Genomic DNA, 26,935 nt, shown 5'->3' with positions numbered 1-26,935 from the left:
TTCGAAACCGGTCAGCTCAAGTGGTGCGGCTGCGGGTGCGACTTGTGACCCTCGTCCGATCCCTCGTTGTCCTGGTGGCCGCTCGCAGTTCCCTGCACACCCGTCCCGGCCGGCACCATCGAAATGATCACCGATTTGGAGGTGGGGCAGTTGCTCTGCAGCGCAGTCGAATCCAGCGGGATCAACGGATTGGTCTCGGGGTAGTACGCAGCAGCCGATCCGCGCGGGGTGTCGTATTCGACGATGCGGAACGACGGCGCGCATCGTTCCACGTCGTCGTCGTCCCACTTGGTGACGAGATCGACCATGTCGCCGTCGCGAAAACCGAGCGTGGAGATGTCTTCTCGGTGCACGAAGATGACGCGTCGGCCGTTCTCGATGCCGCGGTACCGATCGCTGAGGCCGTAGATCGTGGTGTTGAACTGATCGTGGCTGCGCAGCGTCTGCAGAATCAGATGGCCCGGCGGAACCTGCAGCACGTCGATCGGTGACACTGCGAATTCACCTCGGCCACTCTTGGTCTCGAATGTCCGACTGTCGCGGGGTGGGTGTGGCAGGACGAAGCCGCCGGGGCGTCGAACATTGACCTCGTAGCCCTCGCAGCCGGCGACGACACGCGAGATGTGCTTGCGAATGTTGCGGTAGTCGTCGCGGAAACCCTTCCAGTCGAGGCCGTATCGGTCACCGAGGGTGGCCTCGGCGATGCCGCTGACGATCGCGACCTCCGAGCGCAGGTAGGGGCTGGCCGGCTTCAGTGGGCCACGGGACGAGTGCACCGAGCAGGTGGAATCCTCGACCGAAATCCACTGCTCACCACTGGCTTGCACGTCCTTCTCGGTGCGCCCCAAGGTGGGCAGAATCAAGGCGGTCTCACCGCAGACGAGGTGGGATCGGTTGATCTTGGTGGAGATCTGCACCGTCATCCGCATCTTGCGCAGCGCCTGGAACGTCACGTCACTGTCCGGCGTGGCCTGGACGAAGTTGCCGCCGAGTCCGAGGAAGAAATGTGCCTTGCCGTCGCGCATGGCACGGATGGAATCGACGGTGTCCAAGCCGTTCTCACGCGGTGGCTCGAAGTCGAACTCCGCGGCCATCGCGTCGAGGAAGGCCACCGGCGGGCGCTCCCAGATACCCATAGTCCGGTCGCCCTGGACGTTCGAGTGGCCACGAACCGGCAGCAGACCTGCGCCTGCCTTACCGATGTTGCCTTGCGCGAACGCGAGATTGGTGACTTCCTTGATGGTGGCGACGGCGTTGCGGTGCTGCGTCAGGCCCATGGCCCAGCAGAAGACGGTGGCTTTGGAGTCGCGCAGCATCTCGGCAGCCTCGGTGATCTGCGCTACCGACAATCCGGTGACCTCGGTGACGAGATCCCAGTCGACCTCGGCAACGTGCGCTTTCCACGCGTCGAAGCCGACGGTGTAGTTGTCGAGGAACTCGTGATCGAGTGCGTCCCACTGCACCAGCAGTGAGCCGATGGCTTGGAACAGAGCGAGATCGCCGTTGAGCTTGATCGGCAGGTGCAGATCCGACAGGTCCGTTCCCGGTCCCACCATGCCGCGCGGGGTCTGCGGATTCTTGAAGTTCAGCAGACCCGCTTCGCGAAGGGGGTTGATGGACAGAATCTTTGCGCCGTTCTGCTTCGCCATCTCGAGGGCCGAGAGCATACGGGGGTGATTGGTGCCGGGATTCTGGCCGGCCAGAATGATCAGTTCGGCAGTGTGAACGTCGTCGAGAGTGACGCTGGCCTTGCCGATGCCGATGGATTCCTGCAGAGCGATGGACGTCGACTCGTGACACATGTTGGAGCAGTCGGGCATGTTGTTGGTGCCGAACGATCGAGCGAACAACTGGTACGTGAACGCGGACTCGTTGGAGGCGCGGCCCGAGGTGTAGAAGATTGCCTCGTCCGGACTTGCCAGGCTCATCAACTCATCACCGATCAAACGGAACGCGTCGTCCCATTCGATGGGCTCGTAATGGCTGCCGCCGGGCAGCTTGATCATCGGGTGCGTGATCCGGCCCTGCTGGCCGAGCCAGTGCTCGGTGTGGGCGTCCAGCTCGGCAATGCTGTGCTGCGCGAAGAACTCCGGGGTCGCCCGCGTTGTCGTCGCTTCCTCCGCAACAGCCTTCGCGCCGTTCTCGCAGAATTCGGCCGCGTGCCGGTGGCCCGGATCGGGATCGGGCCACGCGCAGCTCATGCAGTCGAAACCCTCGGCCTGGTTGAGCTTGAGCAGCGTCTGCGCGGTGCGCTTCGGGCCCATGTGCCCGAGTGCCCGCTTCATCGACACTGCGACGGCGACGGGGCCTGCCGCGTGGGTCTTCGGCTTCTCGATGTCGAGCTCGGCCTCGTCGACGTCGCTGTCGGTGCGTCTCATGCGGGTCCCTTCGTTGCGTTACCCCCGCACTCGACCATAGCCGTAGGCTCAGCCGGCGAGGAGCTTGGTCACCAGATCCACGTACTGCTGCTTCGCCGAATCCTGGCTCGTACCTTCGAGCTTCGCCCAGGCATCGAACTTCGCGCGGTTCACCATGTCCAGTCGCCCGGGCCGTTTACCCGAGGCATCACCGATCGAACCCTGCTTGTAGAGCGAGTACAGGCTCAGCAGATCGTCGTTGCTCGGCTTGGACGTGAGCTTCTTGACGTCTACCTGCGCATCGGCGAACGACTGATCGAGATCGGACATGAAAACTCCTTCGGTTAGAGGTGGTGTCATCCTCGCACGGAGGCATCGGAAATCAGCCGGATGCAGTGCGCCACGAGGGCTTCGCGCGTGACGGTGACGGTGCCGTCGAGGTAGCCGATGAACAGGGCGGTCAGTGCCCCGACGGTTCCGACGGCGATCAGCTGTCGGTCTTCGGTGTCGGGAAGTTGTGACTGCACCAACTCGACGAAACCGGGCAGCAGATCCAGACCGCGTCGGCTCAGCGCCGGTTCCGCCAACGGCGCGATGAGCAGCACTCGTCCGGTTCGCGGTTCGTCGATGATGAGTTCGACGAATGCTCGGACCGGCGCGGCGATGGTGTTCTCGGGGGTGTCCGCGGCCGTGACGGCGTCGAGCAACGCGGTCTGCGCTCTCGATCCCACCCACGCGTACACCGCCCGGACGAAGGTGTCCCGGTCGGTGAAGCTCTCGTAGAAGTATCGCTCGGTCAGCCCAGCGGTTCGGCAGACGGCGCGCACGTTGACCGCCGGACCGTCCGGAGAGCCGAGAAGCTCGACCCCCGCGGCCAGCAGAGCGTCGTACCGCTTGGATCTACGCTCCTCCAACTGTTGACTACGCATGTTGTCAACCCTAGTCTGACAACATGCGTAGTCAGAGTGATCGTCCGGTCCCGCTCGGTCCCGATTCGCTCACCTGGAAGTACTTCGGAGACTGGCGGGGGATGCTGCAGGGCGTCTGGGCCGGGTCGATGCAGAACATGCACCCCGGCCTCGGCGCCGGCGTGGAGCAGCATTCGACGTTCTTCGACGAGCGCTGGCAGCGTCTGTACCGGTCCCTGTATCCCATCGGCGGGGTGGTGTTCGACGGCGATCGCGCCGAGCAGACCGCGCTCGAAGTGCGCGGCTACCACACGAACATCAAGGGAATCGACGCCAAGGGACGCAAGTACCACGCACTCGATCCCGACACGTTCTACTGGGCGCACGCCACCTTCTTCATGGGCACGGTGCTCACCGCCGACAACTTCATGGGCGGGCTGAGCGAGGAACAGAAGGCGCAACTGTTCGACGAGCACGTGCAGTGGTATCGCCTCTACGGCATGAGCATGCGTCCGGTGCCCGCGACCTGGCCCGAGTTTCAGCAGTACTGGAAGAACATGTGCACACACGTGTTGGAGGACAACATGGCTGCGCGCGGGGTACTGGACCTGTCGAAGCTGGGACCACCGCCGTACGCGGCCTGGCTGCCGGATCGAATCTGGGCGGTGCTGCGGCGTCCGGTGTCTGCGTTGTTCGTGTGGATCACCGTGGGGCTCTACGACGAGCCGGTGCGCGAACTCCTCGGCTACCGCTGGTCCGCCCGAGACGAGCAGCGGTTCGCGTTGTTCGGCAGGGCGGTGAACCTGGCGTTCGGGCTGGTGCCGCCGCGTCGGCGACTGCATCCGCGTGGCCGGGCCGGGTGGGATCGCGCTCTCGGCCGAACTCCGGCGACATCACCGCTGGTGCACACCCCGGCTCGCAATCTGCCACCTCTCACGCGGCGCTCCAACCCGTCGCACTACAGCCCGAAGGTGTAGATCGACGGGCCCGGGGTACATGCCGGGTATGTACAACGTCAGAACCGGACGCGGTAAGCCGCTTGTTCTCGTCCACGGCCTCGGCTCCTCGCACCGCAACTGGGACCCGATCGTTCCCGCACTCGCTGCGCACCGAGAGGTCATCGCCCTGGATCTGCCGGGGTTCGGACAGACCCCGCCGCTGCCCGAGGTCTCGATCGCGAGCCTCACCGATGCGTTGCGCACCTACCTCGACGACGAGGGCTTGTCCGATGCCGATCTCGTCGGCAGTTCGATGGGCGCACGCATGGTCGTCGAGCTCGGCCGCCGTGGTCACCGAGGCTCGATGGTGGCGCTCGATCCCGGCGGGTTCTGGAACGACCGTCAGGTGAAGATCTTCGGAGCCACGATCACCGCGTCACTGGCACTGATGAAGAACGTTCAACCGCTGGTGCCGTTCCTGGCCGGGAATCCAGTGACGAGAACGGCTGCGCTGGCGCAGTTCTCGGCTGCGCCGTGGAAATTGCCGAGTGGATTGGTGGAGCGGGAGCTGAAGGGCTTCTCGGCCAAGACTTCACCGTCACTGGACGCCGCCCGCAAGGCTCTGATCCACGGGCCGAAGCAGCTCGGTGCACCGAAAGGGTCGTTGCAGGGATCACTGCTCATCGGCTGGGGTCGTCAGGACAAGGTGACGACTCCCAGCCAGGCAGAGGTGGCGTTGGAGCGATTCCCCGACGCCACCCTGCATTGGTTCGACAAGTGCGGACACTTCCCACACTGGGATCAGCCCGTCGAGGCCGCTCGCGTGATCCTGCGCGGAACAGGTCGCTGACTCCCATGTGCACGGAACTTCGTAGTGGGCTACGAAGTTCCGTGCACATGCGTCAGCCGTTCCACCAAGGTCGAAGTGGCACGTTCGCCTGTCCCTTCGGTCCGAGCTTGACGGCCAGAACCTGGTGCAGCTGAACCACATTGCGCTCGAAGCCCAGACGGGAACCGGCCATGTACAGACCCCAGACGCGGGCTGTTCCCTCGCCGGCTTCGGCGACGCATGCGTCCCAGTTGTCGACGAGGTTCCGGCACCATCCGGCGAGGGTCAGCGCATAGTGCTCGCGGAGGTTCTCCTCGTGACGGACCTCGAGGCCGACGTCCTGGATTTCGGTGATGATGCGTCCGGAGCCGGTGAGCTCCCCGTCGGGGAAGACGTACCGGTCGATGAAGCTACCCGCCTTGGCATGCGCGCGATTGTCCGGACGGGTGATCGAGTGGTTGAGCAGTCGTCCGCCGTCCCGCAGCTTGGACTGGATGAACGTGAAGTACGACGGGTAGTTGTGCACGCCGATGTGCTCGGTCAGTCCGATCGACGAGATGGCGTCGAAGTTGGTCTCGGCCACATCGCGGTAATCGGAGAAGCGCACCTCGGCGAGCTCGGACAGGCCCTCCTCGGCAATGGCCTTCTGCGCCCACGACGCCTGCTCCTGCGAAAGCGTCACGCCGATCACCTGGACGCCGCGGCGGGCCGCGTAGCGCACCATCGAACCCCAGCCACAACCGATGTCGAGCAGACGATCGCCCGGCTTCAGGCCGAGCTTGTCGAACACCAGACGGTACTTGTTCTCCTGCGCACCTTCCAGAGTCTGATCGCTTTCCTCGAACGCGGCGCACGTGTACGTCATCGACGGGCCGAGCACCATCTCGTAGAACGCGTTGGACACGTCGTAGTGGTGATGGATCGCTTCCGCATCGCGGGTCTTGGAGTGGCGCAAGCCTTCGGCGATACGACGCCACCGCGGAATGGCCTCCTGGGGTGGGGGAGCGATGGGCCGCAACACATCCCAGCCGAGCGAACGGGCGATCGAGGTCAGTGTCATGGCCGAGGGGCGACGAAAGTGGAGCTCGTCGCCCATCAGTGCGAGCAACTCGTAGGGGTCGCCCGGATGGACGCCCGTTGCTTCCAGATCGCCCGAGACGTACGCCCGCGCCATGCCCAGATCGCCGGGAGCGGTTGCAAGATAGGTGGTTCCGCGCGGACTCTTGAGATTGAGGCCGATCTTCGCGTCCTCGGGTCCGGCGGTACTGCCGTCGTATGCGGTGAAACGCAGTGGGATGTTGCCGTCGGAGATCAGTTCCAGGATCTCCGAGATCTTGAGCTTCTGGCTGCTGTTCGCCGTTCGATTATCTGAGTCCTTGAACGTCGTCATTTGCGTTGCACCGCCTTCGAGTACAAATCCAACAATCGGGTTTCGGGATCATATTTCTTTTTCAGCTCGACGTATCTGTCGCCGCCGTACAGCACGGCGAATTCATCCTCGGTGTAGTAAGCGTCCGAGTACAGCGATTTATGCCCGTCGAAGTCGGTGACTTTCTTCTCGATGGCGCGGTTCGCTGCACCCTCGGGTTCGCCGGCGACTATCGGTACCGAGGACCAGAAGCCGATGTTGACGTAGGTGCGTTTGGGCTCGAGTGGGTACAGCGGCCACGGCCGAGCCGGATTGGCGCCGGGCGCCGCCGGCTCACGAAGTCGCAACGGGCACAACCACAACGGCTCGATCGGAATGTTGTCGAGGAACCACGACACGAATCCTGCGGTGTGTTCGATCGGAACTTCGACATCCTGTACGACGCGTTCGCGTGGCGGATTTCCCTTACGCTTCTCGAGTCGATCGGCGATGTCGTACTTGCGGTCGAGGCCGATCAGCTTCCAGTAGAAGCTGCTGCGTCGATACTTGCGCGGCCAGAAGCGTCGAATTGTCGGGTTCTGGGTTCCGAATGCGCGAGAGCACCAGAACCAGTCGGTGTCCCAGCGCCACAAGTAATCGTGAATGGTCAGCCGGTCGGTCTTCGGTGTGTCCGAATCGTGCTGGATCGAGCGGTAGAAGATGTCTGCGCCTGTGTAGTCGCTGACCGGCCCGGGTTCGTCGGTCTGAAGGCCGAGCGTGAGGTAGCTTTCGTCGGCGCTGAAGACCACGCCGTCGAGGTATTGGACCTCGATGCCGTCGTACTCGCGGTGGGTGACGATGGTATCCATCGTGGACTGAAGGGCCTCGAGGTCGTGGAACCGTAGGTGGCGCAACGCGACATACGGCAGCACGGGCTCGAGCTGGATCTTCAGCCGGGTCGAGTAACCGAGGGTTCCATAGGAATTGGGGAAGCCCCAGTAGAGGTCGGCATGTTCGCCCTCGGGCGTTGCGGTGACGATCTCGCCGCTGCCGGTGAGGACGTCGATCTCGAGTACCGACTCGTGCGGGAGCCCACTGCGAAAGGACGTCGACTCGATGCCCAGGCCGGTGACGGCTCCGCCGAGGGTGATCGTTTTGAGCTGCGGGACGACGAGGGGGGCGAGACCGTAGGGAAGCGTCGCGTCGACGAGGTCTTCGTAGGTGCACATGCCCGCGACGTCGGCTGTGCCTGCAGCGGGATCGACGGTGATGACCTTGCTCAGGCCGGACACGTCGAGTCCCGGGGTGTTCGATGTCGTCCTGGCCCGAAACAGGTTGGACGTCTTCTTCGCCAGACGCACCGTCGCATCGGTGGGGATCGCGCGATAGCTGCGAAGCAACTGCTCGACACCCGATCGGTGCGCTGCGTAACCGCTCTCCCTCGGTTCTGGCCGTCGTCCGAGAAGAGTATTCACTGAAGCCACGTACAGACGCTATATCTCGTACTGCTCGGTATCCACCGGCGTGGGCGTCCGACCGGTGAAACTTCACGCAACTGTTGCCGAAACGGGGCTGGGAATCATCATAATTCAGACAAAATGGTTGCAGCATGCATGTGTTTTGCCCGCTGAGAATTTTCTTTGTGAGGCACGCCACATGCCGTTCGACGCGATGCCGAAGGTGAGCGCTCGGCGAGGCAGGATGAATGCACATCCCGTTCGCTATAGAAGGAGAACGTTTCCGTGGCTCAGGTCAGCGCATCCAGTTCCGTCACCATCGCAACCACCCCGGATCGGGTGCTTGCTGCTCTCGCCGACTACGAGACGGTCCGCCCCCGCATCCTGCCTCAGCAGTACCGCGACTACGAGGTGGTCCAGGGCGGTCAGGGAGACGGAACGGTGGCGAAGTGGACCCTGCAGGCCACCGAGAAGCGGGTGCGCAACGTCGCCGCGACGGTCTCGGTCGCCGGATCGACCATCACCGAACGGGACGCCAACTCCTCCATGGTCACAACCTGGTCGGTAGCCCCGGACGACGGCGGTACGGCGGTTACCACGACGACGGAATGGAAGGGCGCGGGCGGAATCGGCGGGTTCTTCGAGAAGACGTTCGCCCCGCTCGGCCTGAAGAAGATCCAGGCCGCGACGCTGGAGAACCTGCGTCGTGAATTGGTCTAGGCCAGCTCGAAGTCGGGGGCCTGGATGAGCGCCAGGGTCCCGACCACCACGGTGCGCATCGACCACAGGAACATTCCGTCGGGTCCGCGGTCGATCGTGTCGTAGGCCCCGGGCAACGTGTCGAGGTCGGTACGTGCGGCAATCGCGTCGTCGTATTCACGATCGCGTCGGGCATCGTTGTAGACGATCTCTGCCAGTGCAATCGCGTGCTCGACGACGGTGATGACGGCCCACGTCGCCTGCTTGGGGGTGAGGTCGTAGCGCACTCGGTAGCGCGTCTGCACGACGTCGGCCATCCGAATCGCGTCGATGGAACTGGGAGTCAGACCGATCAGATACTCCGCGATGCCCGGGTTGGAGTGCACCAGCTTGCGCATCGCGGAGGCGAGTGTCAGCAGAGCGTCGTGCATCGATTCGTCGTCACCGGGAAGCGGCGGCGACCATCGGCGGAGAATTTCTTCCGCCACCAGGGCTTTGAGCGCGCACAGATCCTCGATGTTGTTGTAGATCGCGACGATCGAGACGCCCAGGCTCTGAGCCACCGACTTCACCGATACTTTCGGCAACGTGAGGGCAATTCCTGCTTCGGCCATGGTCTCGGCAGTGACGCGGCGCTTGCGAGGGGAGGGGCTCGCAGGCGGCGTCATGCCCCACAGGGTACGGGTGGTCAGAACTGACGGATCCTCAGGCACGGGGCGCGCGTCGTGTCCTTCTCTTCCGCACTACCCGCGACCGACGGGGATCGGACGCTGGTCGAACTGGCCAGGCAGACAATCGATTCGTCGACGGATGCGGGACCTGATGAGGACGGCATCCACACGATGGGTGCGGCGGTGAGAGTGGCGGACGGCCGAACCTTCGCCGGGCTTAGGTGCCCGTGCAGCAAGGATCGTCAGATCTTTGCCGACCTCTGTCCCCTGATGCGCGTGATCATCGATTCGCCCGACGGCCCGACAGCGTTCTCGCCGGCGAACTCCTCCCCGCCGGATAAGACCATCGCGCGGAGCAACGCTGATCCTCGTTACCGAGGGCGAACCGTCGTGCGGCATCGCCGGAAGGCACTGCGCTGAGTGTCCACTATTCGTCACCGCAGGCGCGATCCCGTGTCTGCCGCGAAATTGTGGACACTCAGGTCGGTATGTCGATTCGACGCGCAGTGAATCACAGCGATCCAAGGTGCGGCTACGCTGGTGTTCGCTTCGTACCCACGCGAGAGGACGGCACAGTGCAACCCGGTGAGCAGCCCGACATGGCATCGATCCTGCAGCAGGCCCAGCAGATGCAGCAGCAGCTGATGGCGGCGCAGGCCGAGATCGCGGAAACCGAAGTGACCGGCCAGGCGGGCGGCGGACTCGTAGTCGCCACGGTCAAGGGAACCGGTGAGGTGGTCGGACTGACCATCGACCCCAAGGTCGTCGACCCCGAAGACATCGAGACCCTCCAGGATCTGGTGATCGGTGCTATCGCTGATGCGTCGAAGGCAGCGCAGAACGTGGCGAGCGAGAAGCTGGGCCCCCTTGCCGGCGGTCTCGGCGGCGGCTCACTCGGACTACCCGGCTTCTAGGCGAGACGGGTGTACGAAGGTCCGGTACAGGATCTGATCGACGAGCTCGGCAAGTTCCCCGGGGTCGGTCCGAAAAGTGCTCAGCGCATAGCCTTTCACCTCCTGGGTGTCGAACCGCCTGAGGTGGACCGGCTGATGCGCGCACTGCAGCGAATCCGCGATGGTGTGCAGTTCTGCATCGTCTGTGGCACGGTCTCGGACAAGGAGTTGTGCCGAATCTGCTCGGACTCGCGCCGCGACCGATCCATGATCTGCGTAGTCGAAGAGCCCAAAGATGTTCAGGCCGTTGAACGTACGCGGGAGTTCAAAGGCCGCTACCACGTGCTCGGTGGGGCGCTCGATCCACTCAACGGCGTCGGCCCGGACCAGCTGCGAATCCGGGAGTTGTTGACCCGCGTGGGAACTCAGGACGACGGAGTGGACGTCACCGAGGTCATCATCGCCACCGACCCCAACACCGAGGGCGAAGCAACGGCCACGTACCTGGTGCGCATGATGCGAGACTTTCCCGGGCTGGCCATTACCCGCCTCGCCTCCGGCCTGCCCATGGGCGGAGACCTCGAATTTGCCGACGAACTGACGCTGGGCCGCGCTCTGACCGGACGTCGACGAATGTGAGTGCACACGGAAGTGGTGCGATCAGCTGCCGCCCAGGGCCTTTGATCGCACCACTGCCGCGGGCACTATCGCAGCCGTTCCTTGCGAAGTTGGGCCACCTCGGGCAGCTCGAGCGGAGCGAGAGTGGTGCCCAAGGCACGCTCCAGCAAGTAGTCCGCCAACTCCGGGTTTCGGGCGAGTACCGGCCCGTGCATGTACGTGCCGAGTACCGAACCCTGCACGACGCCTTCGCGTCCGTCGCCGACACCGTTCCCCACCCCGTGGGTGACCTTGGCCAATGGGGACGCGTCCAGGCCGAGAGTTGTTCCGCCGCGATGGTTCTCGAAGCCGGTGAGTTTCTGGGTCAGGCCCTCGAGCGCCGGTTCGGTGACGACCTCACCGATCGACCGCGTGGCCTGTGGTGCGGTGGTGACGTCGAACAGCGAGATGCCGTCGACACGTTCGCCGGCGGAGGTCTCGTACCAGTGGCCGAGTACCTGGATGGCGGCGCAGATCGCCAACACGGGCGCACCGCGAGCTGCGGCGTTCTGCAATCCCGGGTACCGAGTGAGGTGACGCGTCGCCAGGCGTTGAGCCGAATCCTCAGCTCCACCAAGGGTGTACACGTCGAGTGAATCGGGAACCGGATCGCTGAGGGTGATCTGCACGACCTCGGCGTCGATATCGCGCATGCGCAGCCGCTGTCGCAGAATGAGCGCGTTGCCGTTGTCGCCGTACGTGCCCATCACATCGGGCAGAACGAGGCCGATGCGAACGGTGGACTCAGACATCTTTCACCTCACGTGCCAGCGCGCGACCGAGATCACGGAACGCGGTGTAGTTGGCGAGTACCTCGACGCGTCCCGGCGGGCAGGAAGCAATGGCCTGCAACGGATCTGCGACGGTGGTGTGCTGCGAGCCCGCGTAGAGCAGTCGTACCCCGAGGTCGGTCGCGCGTTCACCGGCGGCGACCACGGCGACGTTCTCGAAGTGCTCGAAGCGGACGTCCCACAGCCACGACAGGTCTTCGCCGTCCGGTACTTGGCCGTTGACGGCGATGACGAGTCCGTCGCAGGTGGGGTCGATCATCGACAGCGCCTCCTGCCAGCCGGCGGGGTTCTTGGCGAGAAGCATTCGGACGGAATGTGATCCGTACTGGACGGTGGAGTAGCGCCCCGCGACCTCGTCGACGCTCGACGCGGCCGCGACGGCATCTTCTGCGCTCGCGCCCAGCGTCACTGCTGCGGCAACTGCTTGAGCTGCGTTGCCGCGGTTGGCTTTTCCGGGCAGCGCCAATTTCATCGGCAGGACGAGGCCGTCGGGACCGTAGAGATTCTCGTCGTCGAGCCACCAATCCGGCGTCGGACGCTTGAAGTCGCTGCCGGTGCTGTACCAGTGCTCGCCCTCCCACAGGATGGGCTCGCCCGTGCGGGGGCAGCTGACCGAGTCGCCTGCCCACCCGCCACCGGCGGCGACCCACACGACGTTCGGGGCGTCGAATGCGGCCGAGGTGACGAGGACGTCGTCACAGTTGGCGATGACTACGGTCTCCGGGTGCCGGGCCAAGCCGGCGCGTAGCTTGCGCTCGATCATGTTGATCTCGCCCACACGGTCGAGCTGATCGCGACTGAGGTTGAGCAACACGATGGCTGCCGGGTCCACCGCGTCGGACACATGCGGGACGTGCAGTTCGTCGACTTCGAGGGCTGCGAGCTCGGCATCGAAGTGCGCGTGCAGGGCCGCGACGATGCCCGCGTCCATGTTCGCGCCGTCCGCCTGGGTGGCGACGTCGCCGAGAGTGGCCAGAGCTGCGGCGGTCATTCTGGTGGTGGTGGATTTACCATTGGTGCCGGTGACGATGACGGTGCGTCGACCACGCCCGAGCCCGCCGAGGATGTTCGGGTCGATCTTGAGTGCGACGAGTCCGCCGATCATCGAGCCCTTACCCCGGCCTGCCTTGCGAGACGCCCAGGTCGCCAGCTCCGCCGCGCGCAGTGCCACACGGCCCCGTGCGCCGATACGCCTGCGCTCACCCACTTCAACCATCCGCCGAGTCTGGCACAGAAGAGCGTGCAGTTTCACGTCGGCGCTTGCTGCCCCTCGGTCATTCCGCAGGCTCCACTCCCGCTAACCCTGGGTCATTCCGCAGGCTCCACTCCCGCCCCTCACACCGGCACTTTCTCTCGCACTTCGGCGGGCCGGCGGACGACCATACCGCCGAGGCAGCCGCCGATCACGACGACGCCACCGATCAATGCCAGCACGGACGGGTTCTCGCCGAGGAAGATCCAGGCACCGGCGATGCCCACCACGGGAACCAGGAGTGAGAACGGTGCGACCAGTCCGGCAGGGTTGCGACTCATCAGAATGCTCCAGAGGCCGCTACCGATGATGGTGGCCGGAATCACGATGTAGGCCAATGCGACCAGACCGGGCCAGCCCGTCGGACCGAAAGACTCGGCGAGGGCGTGCCAACCGGTGCTCGGACCCTCGACGATCGCCGAGAGCGCCAGCATCGGCACCGGCGGGATGACAGTCATCCACAGCATCAGCGTCATCGGGGAATCGGACTTGGCGAGTCGATTTCCCAGGTTGCCGAAGGCCCAGCCGAGGCCGGCGAGGAGAGTGAGGATCACCGGCAGCAGGGTGGCGTTCTGGGCACGGTCCCAACCGATGAGCACCATGCCGACCACGGCGATCGCAATGCCGATGGCCTGCCTGCGGGAGACGTGTTCGCGCAGCAGAACCGCGCCGAGAACGACGGTGAACGGCGCGGACGACTGCAGCACGAGCGACGCCAATCCGGTGGGCATGCCTGCCGCCATCGCTGCGAACAGGAAGGCGAACTGAAGGAAGCCGAATCCGAATCCGTAGAGCAGCAACCACTTCACTGGGACGTTCGGACGTGGGACGAACAACACCACGGGGATTGCGATGACCAGGAACCGCAGCGCGGCGAAGAAGAAGGGTGGAAAGTGATCGAGCCCGACGCGGATGGCGAGGAAGTTCAGCCCCCACAGCACGGCGACGGTCAATCCGAGCAGGCGGTCGCGAGTGGTCATGCCGTCAATCGTGACGGGAGCAAATGATGAGCACAATCGAATATATCCGCATCAACAGTTAAGATTTTCTGCATGAACGTGGAGCGGCTCCGGATTCTCGCAGAGCTGGCCGACCGCGGAACCGTTGCATCGGTCGCCGAGGCCATGTCGATGACTCCGTCGGCAGTGTCTCAACAGCTCAAGTTGCTGGCTCGCGAGGCCGGAGTGACACTTCTCGAGCCCCACGGGCGTCGGCTGCGACTCACCGACGCCGGACGTGCACTGGTGCTCAGAACCGATGATGTTCTCGCTGCCCTGGCCCGCGCCGCAGCGGAGATGGACCGCTATCGAGCCTCCCCGCAGGGACGCGTCCGTGTGGCACTGTTCCCGTCCGGAGCCGCACTGCTCCTACCCGGAGTGTTGACCCGGCTCGCGGGCTCGGACGTCGACATCGACGCCCGCGACGAAGATCTGCCGGCATCCTCGGTGCCCGAACTACTCGCCGATTACGACGTGGTGCTCACCCACCGGGACGATCGGGCTCCGTCGACGGCCGGCCCGCGGATCGAGGTGACGACCCTGATGCGCGAACCCATCGACCTGGTGCTGCATCCCGATCATGCACTGGCGCAGCACGAAAAGGTGGACCTGAGAGAGCTGACCGACGAGCGGTGGATCAGCGTCCGCGGCGGATTCCCCGTGGACGATGTGCTGCTCTCTGTTGCCGCCGTCACCGGCGTCGAGCCACGAGTAGTTCAGCGTATCAACGACTTTCGAGTGACCGAAACTCTTGTTGCCGCCGGGCACGGAGTGGCGCTGATGCCGCGCTATGCCGTCGTGCATCCGGGCTTGGTGCGGCGAGAACTGTCCGGTGTGCGGGCCGGCCGCATCTACGAACTCGCGACGAGGCCCGGTGCGCGTCGACTACCGGCGATCGCCGCTGTGCTCGACGCGTTCCGAGCGGAAGCCGAGTTCAGGACAGCGCTTTGGCCTTCAGCGCCCTGAACTCGTCCTGATCGATGGTTCCGTTGTCCAGCAATGCCTTTGCATGTGCGATCTCTTCGGATGCGGATCGACCTGCGACGTGCTTGATGTAGTCCTCCTGCTGGTCCTTCGCGTGCTGCAGGGCAGCGACCTGACGCTTGGTCGTACTGTCCATGATTGTCCTGTACGTGCGCCGAGCTCCCGCGGTTCACGGCCGAGACCACGGCACGCAGTGACACGGTGGTGATCGATGTCGCGATGCCATGGTTGACACCCGGCCGATCAGTAGTCCTTCGCGGCGGCCCCAGCTTATTGCGGCTCCATGGAATCGACCAGGTGGCATGCGGACATCGAACCGTCTGCATGCTGATCGAGCATCGGCTCCACCTGTCGGCACAGGTCCACCGCGTACGGACATCTCGAGACGAAGGCGCACCCGGTAGGTGGATGGGCCGGATCGGGGGAGTCGCCCTCGAGGATCGTCCTGGGGCGTGCGCGTTGAATCGCCGGGTCGGGAACCGGGATGGCCGACAGTAGTGCTTTGGTGTAGGGGTGTGAGGGACGCCCGTACACTTTTGCAGCGGAGCCTATTTCGACGATTCGGCCCAGGTACATCACGGCAATTCGATCGCTGATGTGCCGAACAACGCTGAGGTTGTGAGAGATGAAGATGCACGTCAGATCGAATTCGTCGGTCAGGTGCACCAGGAGATTGATCACCTCGGACTGCGTCGACACATCGAGGGCAGAGACCGCCTCGTCCGCGATGATCATCTTGGGATCCAGGGCCAGGGCTCGAGCTATCGCCACTCTCTGGCGTTGCCCACCGGACATTTCGGCGGGGTAGCGAGCGGCGAAATCGCTGCGCAGACCGACCTTCGACAACAGATCGGCAACCTTCGCCTCGCACGTGGATCGATCGGCGTGATCGTATATCCGAAGCGGCTCGGCAATCGAGGTTCCCACCGTCTTACTGGGATCGAGGGAGGCGAACGGATCCTGAAAGATCATCTGGAGGTCTCGGCGTTTCCTGCGCATGGCTCTACGGCCGAGCGTCAGGAGATCGTCGCCGCCGTAGACGATCTTGCCGCTCTCGGGCTTCTCCAGCCGCAGGATGGACCTACCGAGAGTGGATTTGCCGGATCCCGACTCGCCTACGATTCCCAGCGTTTCGCCCTGTCTCACAGCAAGACTGATGTCTCGAACTGCCTGAACCGTCTCGCGTGGACGACCGAGGAGGTCACGCGAGCGTACGAACGACTTCGACAGCCCGACGACGTCCAACAACACGGGCTTTTCGATGGTGGTCACAGTTGACCCTTCCTTTCGGAGTCGACCATGGTCGTTCTCTCCGCTGACATGTCGGCCTGTGGAGAGGGAATGTCGGGCACCAGTGTCGTCACGGTGCCGTCGACGACGCGGATGCATCGGGTGCTTCGCTCGTCGTCCATCGCAACAAGCGGTGGGTGATCCGAATCGCACAGTCCTGGTACGGAATAGGTGCAGCGCGGGCTGAACCGGCATCCGGGGGGCATGTTGTCGGGCCTGGGCACCATTCCAGGAATCGCAATGAGGTCGTTCCCGGGTTCGATGCGTTGGGGCAGTGACTCGAGTAGGGCGGCAGTGTAGGGGTGCAGTGGTCGAGTGAAAAGGTTTTCCGCGTGGGCGATTTCGACCGGTTCACCCGCGTACATCACAGTGACCTCATCGCAGAAGTCGGCCACCACGCCCAGGTCGTGCGTCACGAGCAGGACGGCGGTGCCCATGTCTTCCTGGAGTCTGCGCAGCAGCTGGAGAATGCTGGCTTGGACCGTGACGTCGAGGGCGGTGGTGGGTTCGTCTGCGATGAGAAGTTTCGGATCGCATGCGATCGACATCGCGATCATCGCTCGCTGCCGCATTCCCCCGCTGAAGCTGTGTGGATAGTCCTTCGCCCGTCTGGCTGCAGCGGGTATTCCGACGAGGTCCAACACTTCCACCGCACGGTTCCACGCGTGCTTACGCGACGTGCCGAAGTGGGTTCGCACGGTCTCCGCGATTTGCTCGCCGACGGTGAAGACCGGATTCAGACTCGTCATCGGTTCCTGGAAGATCATCGCGATCTCGCGGCCGCGGATCGCGCGCATCTGTCGCTCGGATTTCTGCAGAAGGTCTGCACCGCAGAAATCGATGCGACCGTGCGTTGTTCGACTGTTGTGAACCGGCAACAAACGCAGAATCGACAACGCGGTCACGGTTTTGCCCGAGCCCGATTCTCCGACCAGAGCCCGTGTTCCGCCGCGCCCGAGATCGAGCTGTCCTCCGAGAACAACGGGGGTCCAGCCGTTTTCGGTGCGAAACTCGACCTGAAGATCCTGTATCGAGAGCAGGCTGTCGGTCTCGAGTCGTTCGTCCTTGATATCGAGCGCGGTCATGCCTTTCTCCGTTCCTGTCCGACGGCATCGCGAATGCCGTCACCGAGCATGTTCAGCGACAGAATCGTCAGCATGATGGCAAGCCCGGGTGGCACCACCATCCACGGACTCTGGAATCTGTTGTCGAATGCGCCGCGCAGCATCGAGCCCCAGCTCGCGGTCGGTGGTTGTACGCCGAGCCCGAGGAAGCTCAGCCCTGCCTCGGCGAGCAATGCCAAGGACAACATCAGGGTCAGCTGCACCAAGAGGGGAGACCGGACGTTGGGCAGTACGTGGACCAGAACCGTTCTCGACGTGGAACACCCGACCACCTTGCTCGCCTCGATGTAGGTCTCTTCCCGAACGTTCATCGCAGCTCCGCGGACAACGCGGAACAGTCGAGGAGCGGTGGCCGCTCCCACCGCGAGCATGGCGTTGGTCAACCCGGGTCCGAAGATCGCGATGATCGCGAGCGCGAGAACCAGAGCCGGCAGTGCGATGAGGGCGTCGGCCACGCGTCCGGCGATCCAGTCGAATTTGCCCCCGAGGTACCCGGCCAGCAGGCCGAGCGGCAAGCCGGTGACAGCGGCGAATCCGACTGCGATCAGCGGTGCGACCAGTGATATCTGTGTCGCGTAGATGAGTCGGCTGAGGGTGTCTCGTCCGAGCTGATCGGTTCCGAGCAGGTGGTTATCCGAGAACAGTGGGAGAAACGCCGAGGCCAACTTCTGGTAAGCGGGATCGTAGGGTGCGATCCACGGTGCAGCTACGGCCACTACCGCCAGCAGTCCGAGAAAGATCAGGCAGGCCACGTTGGTGCGGGACTTGAGGATTCGACGGACGAACACCCGTCCGGGAGACGGCGGTGCAGGATTGGAATGCACTGCGCCGATCGGTGCGCCCACAGTTCTGCGGACACCCGGTGCAACGCGCGGTACCGAACGACTGATGGTCATGCCTGCCTGACTTTCGGGTTGAAGTACGCGTAGGAGATGTCCACTGCCAGATTGATCAGCAATACGAACAACGTGATGACCACGACGAACGCTTGGATGACAGGGAAGTCTCGTTCGAGAATCGCCTTGAGCGCCACCGAACCCAATCCCGGCATTCCGAAGACCTGCTCGATGATCACCGCACCGCCGACGAGTGCTGCAGCCTGCAGCCCGAAGACGGTGACGACCGGTATGGCGGCGTTCTTGGCCGTGTGCTTGACGACCACCTTCCACCGGGGGAGTCCCTTGGCCGTTGCCGTTCGGATGTAATCCCGCTCGAGAACGTCGATCACTCCGGCACGAGCCTGGCGGGCGATCTCGGCGGCGGTGACGGTTCCCAGCGCGAAGGCGGGCAGAGCGAGATGGGCGAACCAGGCAACGAATCCGTCGCTGAGCGGGGAGTATCCGGTGGCGGGGAAGAGCCGGAGTTGCAGCGAGAAGAAGGTCACGAACAACAGGCCGAGCCAGAAACTCGGCATCGAGATGCCGAGTGTCGTCAGGCCGGTCAGTGTCCGGTCGATCCAGGTGCCTCTGCGTAGTCCGGCAAAGACGCCCGCGAGGACGCCGACGACCAGTGACCAGGACAGGGCAACGAAGGCCAGCGACAACGTGACCGGAAGTGCCTCGAGAATGGCGTCGATGTTGCGGTGGCTGCTCAGCAGCGAGGTGCCCAGGTCGCCGGTCAGCAGGTTACCGATCCAGCCGAAGTACTGCACCACGATGTTCTCGTCGAGGCCGAGTTGGCTCCTGGTGGCTGCGATCTGCTCGGCTGTGGCTGCATCCCCGGCGGCAACCACCGCGGCATCACCGGGGATCAGATGAATCATCGAAAAGCTCAATATCGTGACGATGAACAGGACTGGAATGGCTGCAAGAATTCGTTTGACCATGAAGATCAACACAATTCGATCACCTCTTCTTCGTACGCGGCGGACAGCTACTTGCTGACGTCGAGGGTTCGTAGGCCGGTTCCACCGGTCTTGTAGAACTCGTAGTTGGCGAGATTCCCTTGCGTCGCGACCGATGCGACGGAGTGGCAGAGGACGATCTGGGCGGGCCCCATGTCGAATGCCTCGGCGAGCAGATCGGCATACGCTGCCGAGCGTTGCTCGACGTCGGTGGAGCGGGCTGTTTCGGCGAACAGCTCGGCCATCTCGGGAGTCGAGAGGTTGCCGGGGTTGTCGCCACCGCCGGACATATAGGCGGACTGGACGTAGAGGCCGGGGTCGGTTCCGCCGCCGTACTGCCCGACCAGTGCGTCTGCATCGCCGGTGACGAAGCGCGCCCTCGCCTGGGTCGCATCCATCACCTCGATCCGCATGTCGATGCCGACGTCGGCGAGATTCTGTTGAACGACCTGCGCGTTGTTCTGGTAGATCGACAGGCTGGGAACGGCTGCGGTGAAGGTGAACCCGTTCGGCAGTCCGGCCTCGGCCAGTAGCTCTCGGGCGCGGTCGGGGTCGTAGGACGACCAACCGGAATCGTCCAACTCGTCGCTGTGCGCAAAGTACCCCTCGGGATACGGCTGAGCCCCGGGGATGCAATCGCCCGAATACAGCACCCTCGATATCGCTTCACGATCGATCGCGAGGTTCATCGCCTGACGTACTTGTTTCTTGGCGAATTCGCTCCGTTCGGTGTTCAGAGAAATTCGAGCCATGCTGGTACTCGCGCCGGAGGAGGTGAACACTTGAAGTCCGCCTGCCGCGGCTTCTTCCTTCTGCGGACCCACTACACCGGTCATCGTGGACTCGCCTGCCTGCAGTGAGTTCATCCGAGTAGCTGTATCGAGTTGGATGAGAAAGGTCAGATTGCTGAATCGGTACGCGTCGTCGTCCCAGTAGTCCGGTCGACGCTCGAAGTAGTACGCGGTTCCCGGGATGGAGCGGGTCATCGTGAATGCTCCGGCACCGACGGGGTTTTGATCGAGGTCCGGGTTGGCCAGTGCGGCCGGCGACACGAGCATTCCCGGACGAGAGGCGAGCAGCGTGGGGAGCGCTCCACCCGGTCCGACCAGATTGAGTCGAACGGTGCGTGAGTCGAGGACGTCCACCGAACCGATCGTCGTGGCGATCTGTCCCCTGATCGTCGATTGCGGGTCGGTCAGGATCCGATCGAAGTTGGCCTTGACCGCCGGTGCGTCGACAGGGGTTCCATCGGAAAATGTTGCATCCGAGCGCATTACGAGCGTGAACGTCTTACCGGACTCGTCGAGCGACCAGCTCTCGGCGAGCATCGGAATCGGGTTGCCGTCGGTGTCGACGTCGGTGATTCGATCGTAGATGACCGCGAGCAGTGGTAGGTCGTTTTCGGTGACTCCACGATGCGGGTCCAGGCTGCTGGGCACCACGATCTGTCCGTAGACGACTTCGGCCTCGCGATCCAAGGCATTCGGATCGAACGTTCGTTGGTCGATTCCCGCGCATCCGGTGCCGAGTAGGCAGACGGTGAGAATCGAGACTGCGACGGTGAACAGCGGCCTGGCCGGCATTGGCCCTCCAATTCGATGCAGCGGACCACGTCCCGGGCGGGTGGCGAAGCCGCAGCGTTCCCAGATCGACTGGGAGGGTGGGCCGTCGAGACTTCACTGGTGGTCGGTGCCTGTGTGATAGGCGATTTCTAGAAGGATGTTCTAAAACATCAGGACTGTCAAGGGTTCGGCCGAATTGGTATGAACCGGACATGGGGGTCTTGACAACCGAGGTCCGCGTCGGTCACGATTTGCTAGATTTCAGTTCTAGAATCACATTCTGGATGCGCTGCATGCGTCCTCGTCTCGGATCGAAAGGAAGTCAGGACATGGTCGATTTCGCCCTGAACGAAGAAGAAGAATTGATGCGCAAGTCGGTGCGTGCATTCCTGGAGAAGGAAGTTTTCCCCTTGGAGAACGAGGTCCTCAGGAACGAACGCGAGGGCCGACCCGGTTTGCCCGACGGCGAGATCAAAGCATTGCGGGAGAAAGCCAAGAAGTCGGGATTCTGGGGCATCAACACCCCGGAGGAATACGGTGGCGCGAATCTCGGCCCCGTCATGAGCGCGATCATCGCTGCTGAGGCCGGCCGCACTTTCGTACCGTTTTCCTTCGGTGGCTCGGCCGACAACATTCTCTACGGTGCCAACGAGGAGCAGAAGCAGAGATACCTGATCCCGACGATCGCAGGTGAGCGCCGATCATGCTTCGCCATCACCGAGCCCGGAGCCGGTTCCGATGCCCGCAGCATCAAAACTCGCGCGGTCAAGAACGGATCGGACTGGGTGATCAACGGCGAGAAGATCTTCATCACCGGCGGTAACGAGGCCGATTTCGTCATGGTCTTCGCGGTGACCGACAAGGAGAAGGGGGCCGACGGCGGCGTCACGTGCTTCATCGTCGACCGCGATATGGGGTGGACATCGACTCCTATCCCCACCATGGGCCAGTGGGGTCCTGCTGCGCTGTCGTTCGTGGACGTTCGGGTACCCGAGAGCAATGTTCTCGGCGAGGTCGGAAAGGGTTTCGACCTGGCCATGAGTTGGATCGGTCAGGGGCGATACATGATCCCGGCGCGGGCGATCGGCTCGGCCGAGCGGCTATTGGACATGGCGATCGAACATTCCAAGAATCGCGTTTCCATGGGTCATCCCATCGCCGAATATCAAGCCATTCAGTGGCAGATCGCGGACTCCCACGTGGAGATCGAGTCGACCAAGCTGCTGACGCTACGGGCCGCCTGGGCGGTGTCGCAGGGCGTCGACGCGCGCCATGTCTCGTCGGTCGCAAAGTTGCACGGCAGCATCATGGCCAACAACGTCGTCGACCGAGTACTGCAGATCCACGGCGGAATGGGCTACACGAAGGAACTCCCGATCGAGCGCTGGTACCGCGAACTGCGCCTGCTGCGCATCTTCGAGGGAACCGACGAGATCCAGCGTCGGACCATCGCTCGAAATCTGATCAAGGGATATGTCAATTCCGACGGCTTCGGACACTGACCACAGACATGCTGGCTCACAACTCGTAGTCACACGAAGACAGGATTCTTCATGACCAAAGCGACAGTTCAGGGCATGGACCTACGCACACTGTTCGAACCTCGGTCCATCGCGCTGATCGGAGCCACGGACAAGTCACCGTGGTCGCTCAACACCTACCAAAACATCAAGGACTCCGGATTCGGGGGAAGCGTCTACCTCGTCAATCCGACCAGTCCGATCGTGCACGGAGAGAGAACGTTCGACTCGATCGCAGGCCTGCCCGAGGTGGTGGATCTGATCTTCGTGATGGTTCCCACCACCGTGGTGCTACCGACCCTGCGTGCAGCGGTCGAATGCGGCGTGCGGTCTGCGGTCATCCTCACCGCGGGTTTCGGCGAGACCGGTCCCGCCGGGCAGCAGATGGAAGACGAGATCATCGATTTCGCACGATCGAGCGGCTTGACCGTCCTCGGGCCGAACGGAAACGGATTCATCAATGCCGCCGAGAACATCACGCCGTACGGTCTGCCGATAGGTCGACCGCTGATCGAAGGAACGGTCGGCTTCGTACTGCAGAGCGGTGCATTGGCGAGTTCGGTCCTGCAGTTCGCCCAGTCGAGGAACGTCGGGGTGAGCTTCCTGACCGCCATGGGCAACGAATCCCTGATGTCGGTCACCGATGTGATGAACTACCTGGTCGACGATCCCAACACTTCGGTCATCGCCTTGTTCTTGGAGTCCGTCCGTGATCCGGTCGAATTCCGCCGAATTGCTCTGCGCGCCTTGCGCGCCGGCAAACCGATCGTCGCGTTGAAAATCGGCCGCAGCGTTCTGGGTGCTCGCGCCGCCCTCGCTCACACAGGGGCTCTGGTCGGTGACAATGCCGTCATCGACGCGGCCTTCGAACAGATGGGTGTCATTCGAGTTCGTTCGCTCGAGGACCTGATCACTACCGCCGGTCTCATGGCGAGCCTCGGCGGTGGCCTGCCGGGTCCACGAATCGGAGTGGTGACGCCGTCCGGCGGAGCCTCCGAGATCATCGCCGATCGCGCGGAAGACGAAGGGCTGGTGTTGCCGGGGTTCTCGGAGGAGACCACCGTCAGACTCGGTGAGATCGTGCCTGCATTCGCGACGGTGCAGAACCCACTCGACGTGACCGGCTACGTTGTCATCGATCGCACGTTGATGCGGCGCTCGCTTGCCGTGGTGGCCCAGGATCCCAACGTGGACTTCGCAGTTCTGCTCTCGGAACTGCCTCGGGTACAGGCGGTCGATCCATCGCTGACGATGACCGCCTACGGCGAGTCCGCTCGCAACATTCGCGAGACCGCCGTACCGACCGTGGTGCTGAGCACCGTCCTGACCGACGTGACCGAGTACGGGCGCTCGGTAGCCGACGCAACCGAATTCCCGCATGTGGTCGGCGGGATCGAACACGGCTTGACCGCGCTGGGCAACGCAGTTCGGTGGTCTGCGCTTCGCGCCGCCGCGTCTGCGACACCGGAAGAGCTCGATCCCTTTGTGGCACCGGTGGACTTCGAGACCGAGCCGACCGGGATCTGGACCGAGTATCGATCCTCGGAATTGCTCTCTCACAACGGAATACCGGTGGTCCCTTCGAGTCTGGTCGGCTCGGTGGAGCAAGCGCAGGAGCGCGCAGCCGCATACGGGTATCCGGTGGTCCTCAAGGCGGTTGCCGACGGACTCGGCCACAAGAGCGACATCGGCGGCGTTCGTCTCGACTTACGATCGGCGGACGATGTGGCAGAGGCCTACAACTCGGTGCTCGCCACGCTCGCCGATGCAGGTGCCACCGGGGCTGCGGCGCTGATACAGCCGCAGCGACCGTCGAACGGCCTGGAGATGCTCGTCGGCGTGGTCCGCGATCCGGTGTGGGGCCTGACCCTGGCCGTCGGTCTGGGCGGTGTGTGGGTCGAGGTGTTGGCGGACGCGGCGATTCGGGTGCTACCGGTGAGCGTGGCAGACGTTCGAGATGCGATAGAAAGCCTGCGCGGAATCGCTCTTCTGCGCGGAACCCGAGGTTCCGAACCGGTGGATATCGACGCGCTCGCGACGTGCGTGGCCGAGATCGGCGACTTCGCCTATCGACTGGGAGATCGACTGCAGGCGTTGGAGATCAATCCACTGATGGTTCGCGGAGGCGAGTGCGAGGCGCTCGATGCGCTGATCACATGGTCGGAGACAGGTAGCGAGACGGAGGCAGTGTCATGACGGGAATATGCGACGGCCGCGTGGTCGTGGTGACCGGGGCCGGCCGCGGAATCGGCCGAGCTCACGCAATCGAGTTCGCGAGGGAAGGCGCGGCGGTCGTCGTGAACGACATCGGTGCGGAGGTCGATGGATCAGGAAGTGCCGAGGGTCCGGCAGGCGAGGTCGTCGAAACAATTCGTGCTGCCGGCGGGCAGGCTCGGGTGGACGGGTCCGATGTCTCCGACGACGACGGCGCACGACGTCTGATCGAGAGCACCATCGAGCATTACGGGGACCTGCACGTACTGGTGAACAATGCCGGGATCCTGCGCGATCGCATGATCACGAACATGACCGTCGCAGAATGGGACGATGTCATCAGAGTGCACCTACGGGGCACCTTCCTGACGCTGCATCACGCCTCGAATCATTGGAAGAGACAACACAAGTCCGGATCCGTAGTGGACGCCCGGGTGATCAACACGACGTCGTCGTCGGGGATCTACGGCAATATCGGACAAGGAAACTACGGTGCCGCCAAGGCTGGAATCGCCAGCCTGTCCATCATCGCATCGATGGAGTTGGCTCGGTACGGCGTGACGGTCAACGCCGTCGCGCCGGCAGCGCTGACCCGAATGACCGAAAATCTGAACGGCAACCTCTCACGCTCGGTCCCTGAGCCAGGAGAGTTCGATGCGGCGGCGCCGGAGAACATTTCCCCCCTGGTGGTTTGGCTGGGAAGTGAACAGTCGCGGAGCATCACCGGGCGGGTGTTCAACGTGCGGGGAGGTTGGGTCAGTGTTGCGGAGGGCTGGAAGTCCGGTCCGGAGATGGACAAAGGTGCCAAGTGGGCACCGGGTGAGCTCGGTGAGGTGATTCCTCGCCTCGTGTCGGAGGCGGCGGAAAATGCCGCCATGAACGGGCGCGTCCCCGAGCAGGTGCCCTGATGGCACTCGATCACGGCGTCATCGGGATACCGAGCGCACCGAGGCGCAAGGCCTGGACGTCGAAAGACGCGCTCCTGTACGCGGTAGGAGTGGGGGCAGGTCAGGACTCGGCGCAGGACGAACTGGCATTCACGACCGAAAATTCGGCCGACATCGAGCAATTGGTGCTTCCGACCTTCGCCGTGTTGGCCACGCAGGCCCCATCGGGCCGCACACTCGGTGATTTCGACCCGGCCAAGCTGGTCCACGCCGAACAAGCCTTCGAGCTCTTCGGAACCCTCCCGGTGGAGGGCTGTGTCGACGTCACGTCCACTGTGACCGCGATCGAGGACAAGGGGTCGGGGGCCCTGGTGGTCAGTGACGCCGAGGCCCTCGATGCGAAAACCGGTGCGGTACTGGCGACATCGCGATCGTCGGTGTTCATCACCGGGGAGGGCGGCAGTGGCCGTCGGGGCTCTCCGGCGTCGGCGGCACCGATGCCGGACACGGCTGCCGACTCCCAGGTGACGTACTCGACCCGCCCCGAACAGGCTTTGCTGTATCGACTGTCGGGCGACAGAAACCCGTTGCACTCCGACCCGAAGTTCGCCGCCAGGGCGGGTTTCGCACGCCCGATCCTGCACGGACTCTGCACCTACGGTGTCACCGGACGGGCGTTGCTGCACGAACTGTGCGGATCGGATCCCACGCGACTTCGATCGATGGCAGGCCGCTTCACCCACCCCGTGTACCCCGGTCAGGACGTGACGGTCTCCATCTGGGATACCGCCGACGGGATCCGCTTCCGAACCTCGCTCGAGGACGGCACGACGGTGATCGACCGCGGAACCGTGGCAATCCGATGATCGAGGCATCGGCACAGGCCGACGAAACGGTGTCGAGAGGATCCGAATCCCTCTCGGCGGGTGCGGCCTTCTTCGAATCCGTCGGCGGTGCATTCGTCCCCCGGGCTCATGCACGCAGTCCGTGGTCGGAGGATCTCGTTCACGGCCGACTGGTGTCGGGATTGATGGCACGTGAGGTCGAACGACGGCACCTGGGGGCAGATCTGCATCCCGCGCGGATGACCACCGATCTGTTCAGGCCGATCCCCATGTCGCCGTTGACGATCGACACCGTGATCCGCCGCGAGGGTAAGCGGTTGATGGTGGTGGAGGTGACCGTACGGTCGGGTGATGTGCCGGTCGCGCTGTCGACCGTGCAGATCCTGCGGTCCGGCCCGCCTGGTCCTGACGTCGCCTGGGTACCCGAGTACTACGCCGCTCCATCCCCGGAGGTGATCGGCCCACCGCCTCGGGTGGCACCGAAGCATTTCGGAGAGGTCCGACGCGTCGAACAGTCGGTCGGTGGTCGTCGCTTCTCCTGGTTTCGCGAGACGTGCGAGCTACTCGATGGCCACCGCGACACCCCGTTCGGGACGCTGGCCGCCGCGGCGGACTGGGTCAGTCCCTTCACGAACATGGGTACGGATCGATTGGCGTACATCAATGCAGACGTGACCCTCTATTGCAGCCGTCTCCCGGTGGGGCCGTGGATCGGCTTCGAGAACCTCGACCACGTCCAGAGCGGCGGTGTGGCGGTGTCGGCGTGCGCTTTGCACGACACTGTCGGTCGCATCGGAACGGCCGCGTCCGCGGCACTTCCCTATTGAGCACAATTCCTGCACCACAAGAGAATTCGACGACAGAATCG

Annotated in this window: 27 protein-coding genes; 12 read left to right on the top strand and 15 right to left on the bottom strand. The window is 63.6% G+C overall.

From position 1 onward, the window contains the following. Positions 1 to 11 precede the first annotated feature (11 nt). From O4220_RS15940 to O4220_RS15930, 3 genes are read right to left on the bottom strand one after another with little or no spacing between them, the layout of a single operon-like run. Positions 12 to 2,378 carry an FdhF/YdeP family oxidoreductase gene (locus O4220_RS15940; RefSeq protein WP_269605850.1) on the bottom strand — a complete coding sequence of 789 codons (2,367 nt, stop codon included), beginning with the start codon at positions 2,376 to 2,378 and terminating at the stop codon, positions 12 to 14. A gap of 48 nt (positions 2,379 to 2,426) precedes the next feature. Beyond that, positions 2,427 to 2,687, bottom strand: a complete 261-nt coding sequence (locus O4220_RS15935; protein WP_032379982.1) for an acyl-CoA-binding protein — start codon at positions 2,685 to 2,687, stop codon at positions 2,427 to 2,429. 26 nt (positions 2,688 to 2,713) lie between these two features. After that, a complete protein-coding gene (locus O4220_RS15930; RefSeq protein ID WP_269605848.1) occupies positions 2,714 to 3,286 on the bottom strand; it encodes a TetR/AcrR family transcriptional regulator in 573 nt (190 codons plus the stop codon). A 23-nt stretch (positions 3,287 to 3,309) separates the two neighbouring features. Here O4220_RS15930 and O4220_RS15925 point away from each other — a divergent pair, with 23 nt between their 5' ends. Both O4220_RS15925 and O4220_RS15920 read left to right on the top strand, forming a co-directional pair. Beyond that, positions 3,310 to 4,242, top strand: a complete 933-nt coding sequence (locus tag O4220_RS15925) for an oxygenase MpaB family protein (protein WP_269605846.1) — start codon at positions 3,310 to 3,312, stop codon at positions 4,240 to 4,242. A gap of 28 nt (positions 4,243 to 4,270) precedes the next feature. Further along, positions 4,271 to 5,053 carry an alpha/beta fold hydrolase gene (locus tag O4220_RS15920; protein ID WP_269605843.1) on the top strand — a complete coding sequence of 261 codons (783 nt, stop codon included), beginning with the start codon at positions 4,271 to 4,273 and terminating at the stop codon, positions 5,051 to 5,053. 52 nt (positions 5,054 to 5,105) lie between these two features. Here the strand turns inward: O4220_RS15920 and O4220_RS15915 are convergent, their stop codons facing one another. Both O4220_RS15915 and O4220_RS15910 read right to left on the bottom strand, forming a co-directional pair. Further along, entirely contained in the window at positions 5,106 to 6,422 is a 1,317-nt protein-coding gene (locus O4220_RS15915; RefSeq protein WP_269605841.1) for a class I SAM-dependent methyltransferase, read from the bottom strand. Continuing rightward, a complete protein-coding gene (locus tag O4220_RS15910; RefSeq protein WP_269605839.1) occupies positions 6,419 to 7,864 on the bottom strand; it encodes an FAD-binding oxidoreductase in 1,446 nt (481 codons plus the stop codon). The genes O4220_RS15915 and O4220_RS15910 overlap by 4 nt, the downstream gene beginning before the upstream one ends. A gap of 258 nt (positions 7,865 to 8,122) precedes the next feature. Between O4220_RS15910 and O4220_RS15905 the strand changes: the two genes are divergently transcribed. Continuing rightward, on the top strand, positions 8,123 to 8,557 hold the full coding sequence (locus O4220_RS15905) for an SRPBCC family protein (RefSeq protein WP_269605838.1): 435 nt from the start codon (positions 8,123 to 8,125) through the stop codon (positions 8,555 to 8,557). Here the strand turns inward: O4220_RS15905 and O4220_RS15900 are convergent. Then, entirely contained in the window at positions 8,554 to 9,204 is a 651-nt protein-coding gene (locus O4220_RS15900) for a hypothetical protein (RefSeq protein WP_269605836.1), read from the bottom strand. The genes O4220_RS15905 and O4220_RS15900 overlap by 4 nt on opposite strands. A gap of 57 nt (positions 9,205 to 9,261) precedes the next feature. Between O4220_RS15900 and O4220_RS15895 the strand changes: the two genes are divergently transcribed. The 3 genes from O4220_RS15895 (at position 9,262) to recR (ending at position 10,739) form a co-directional block, all read left to right on the top strand. Then, complete coding sequence (locus O4220_RS15895; protein ID WP_269605833.1) at positions 9,262 to 9,627, top strand: hypothetical protein; 366 nt, start codon at positions 9,262 to 9,264, stop codon at positions 9,625 to 9,627. Between the two features lie 155 nt (positions 9,628 to 9,782). Continuing rightward, entirely contained in the window at positions 9,783 to 10,121 is a 339-nt protein-coding gene (locus O4220_RS15890; protein ID WP_317564856.1) for a YbaB/EbfC family nucleoid-associated protein, read from the top strand. Positions 10,122 to 10,130: 9 nt separating this feature from the next. Then, complete coding sequence (gene recR, locus O4220_RS15885) at positions 10,131 to 10,739, top strand: recombination mediator RecR (RefSeq protein WP_037175939.1); 609 nt, start codon at positions 10,131 to 10,133, stop codon at positions 10,737 to 10,739. A 65-nt stretch (positions 10,740 to 10,804) separates the two neighbouring features. Here recR and O4220_RS15880 read toward each other — a convergent pair whose 3' ends face one another. From O4220_RS15880 to O4220_RS15870, 3 genes are all read right to left on the bottom strand, one after another. Then, the gene (locus O4220_RS15880; RefSeq protein ID WP_269605827.1) at positions 10,805 to 11,509 is read right to left on the bottom strand and encodes a type 1 glutamine amidotransferase; all 705 of its coding nucleotides are present in this window, start codon (positions 11,507 to 11,509) and stop codon (positions 10,805 to 10,807) included. Beyond that, positions 11,502 to 12,764, bottom strand: coding sequence for a Mur ligase family protein (locus O4220_RS15875; protein ID WP_269605824.1), 1,263 nt, complete (start codon positions 12,762 to 12,764; stop codon positions 11,502 to 11,504). Before O4220_RS15875 ends, O4220_RS15880 begins: the two co-directional genes overlap by 8 nt. A 119-nt stretch (positions 12,765 to 12,883) precedes the next feature. Further along, on the bottom strand, positions 12,884 to 13,780 hold the full coding sequence (locus O4220_RS15870) for an EamA family transporter (protein WP_269605822.1): 897 nt from the start codon (positions 13,778 to 13,780) through the stop codon (positions 12,884 to 12,886). Positions 13,781 to 13,852: 72 nt separating this feature from the next. On the opposite strand from O4220_RS15870, the gene O4220_RS15865 reads away from it, so the two are divergent. After that, on the top strand, positions 13,853 to 14,764 hold the full coding sequence (locus O4220_RS15865; protein WP_269605820.1) for a LysR family transcriptional regulator: 912 nt from the start codon (positions 13,853 to 13,855) through the stop codon (positions 14,762 to 14,764). Here O4220_RS15865 and O4220_RS15860 read toward each other — a convergent pair. From O4220_RS15860 to O4220_RS15835, 6 genes are all read right to left on the bottom strand, one after another. Further along, on the bottom strand, positions 14,733 to 14,918 hold the full coding sequence (locus O4220_RS15860) for an SHOCT domain-containing protein (RefSeq protein WP_269605818.1): 186 nt from the start codon (positions 14,916 to 14,918) through the stop codon (positions 14,733 to 14,735). The two genes, O4220_RS15865 and O4220_RS15860, sit on opposite strands and share 32 nt — an antisense overlap. 134 nt (positions 14,919 to 15,052) lie before the next feature. Then, positions 15,053 to 16,054 carry an ABC transporter ATP-binding protein gene (locus O4220_RS15855; RefSeq protein WP_269605816.1) on the bottom strand — a complete coding sequence of 334 codons (1,002 nt, stop codon included), beginning with the start codon at positions 16,052 to 16,054 and terminating at the stop codon, positions 15,053 to 15,055. Then, positions 16,051 to 17,157: an ABC transporter ATP-binding protein gene (locus O4220_RS15850; protein WP_269605815.1), complete on the bottom strand. Its 1,107-nt coding sequence runs from the start codon at positions 17,155 to 17,157 to the stop codon at positions 16,051 to 16,053. Before O4220_RS15850 ends, O4220_RS15855 begins: the two co-directional genes overlap by 4 nt. Further along, positions 17,154 to 18,092: an ABC transporter permease gene (locus tag O4220_RS15845; RefSeq protein ID WP_269605814.1), complete on the bottom strand. Its 939-nt coding sequence runs from the start codon at positions 18,090 to 18,092 to the stop codon at positions 17,154 to 17,156. The genes O4220_RS15850 and O4220_RS15845 overlap by 4 nt, the downstream gene beginning before the upstream one ends. After that, positions 18,089 to 19,033 carry an ABC transporter permease gene (locus O4220_RS15840; protein WP_269605813.1) on the bottom strand — a complete coding sequence of 315 codons (945 nt, stop codon included), beginning with the start codon at positions 19,031 to 19,033 and terminating at the stop codon, positions 18,089 to 18,091. Before O4220_RS15840 ends, O4220_RS15845 begins: the two co-directional genes overlap by 4 nt. Before the next feature lie 35 nt (positions 19,034 to 19,068). After that, entirely contained in the window at positions 19,069 to 20,622 is a 1,554-nt protein-coding gene (locus tag O4220_RS15835) for an ABC transporter substrate-binding protein (RefSeq protein WP_269605811.1), read from the bottom strand. A gap of 308 nt (positions 20,623 to 20,930) precedes the next feature. On the opposite strand from O4220_RS15835, the gene O4220_RS15830 reads away from it, so the two are divergent. The 5 genes from O4220_RS15830 to O4220_RS15810 are packed head-to-tail and all read left to right on the top strand — an operon-like array spanning position 20,931 to position 26,894. Then, positions 20,931 to 22,103 (top strand): acyl-CoA dehydrogenase family protein, encoded by a 1,173-nt coding sequence (locus O4220_RS15830; RefSeq protein ID WP_269605809.1) that lies wholly within the window; start codon positions 20,931 to 20,933, stop codon positions 22,101 to 22,103. Positions 22,104 to 22,154: 51 nt separating this feature from the next. Next, positions 22,155 to 24,317 (top strand): acetate--CoA ligase family protein, encoded by a 2,163-nt coding sequence (locus O4220_RS15825; RefSeq protein WP_269605807.1) that lies wholly within the window; start codon positions 22,155 to 22,157, stop codon positions 24,315 to 24,317. Next, on the top strand, positions 24,314 to 25,243 hold the full coding sequence (locus tag O4220_RS15820) for an SDR family oxidoreductase (RefSeq protein ID WP_269605805.1): 930 nt from the start codon (positions 24,314 to 24,316) through the stop codon (positions 25,241 to 25,243). The genes O4220_RS15825 and O4220_RS15820 overlap by 4 nt, the downstream gene beginning before the upstream one ends. After that, positions 25,243 to 26,088, top strand: a complete 846-nt coding sequence (locus O4220_RS15815; RefSeq protein WP_269605803.1) for a MaoC/PaaZ C-terminal domain-containing protein — start codon at positions 25,243 to 25,245, stop codon at positions 26,086 to 26,088. Before O4220_RS15820 ends, O4220_RS15815 begins: the two co-directional genes overlap by 1 nt. Beyond that, on the top strand, positions 26,085 to 26,894 hold the full coding sequence (locus O4220_RS15810) for an acyl-CoA thioesterase domain-containing protein (RefSeq protein ID WP_269605802.1): 810 nt from the start codon (positions 26,085 to 26,087) through the stop codon (positions 26,892 to 26,894). The genes O4220_RS15815 and O4220_RS15810 overlap by 4 nt, the downstream gene beginning before the upstream one ends. Positions 26,895 to 26,935 lie beyond the last annotated feature (41 nt).

The sequence above is a fragment of the Rhodococcus ruber genome (assembly GCF_027270735.1).
Taxonomy (GTDB): domain Bacteria; phylum Actinomycetota; class Actinomycetes; order Mycobacteriales; family Mycobacteriaceae; genus Rhodococcoides; species Rhodococcoides rubrum_A.
This window is presented reverse-complemented; position numbering and strand designations above follow the sequence as displayed.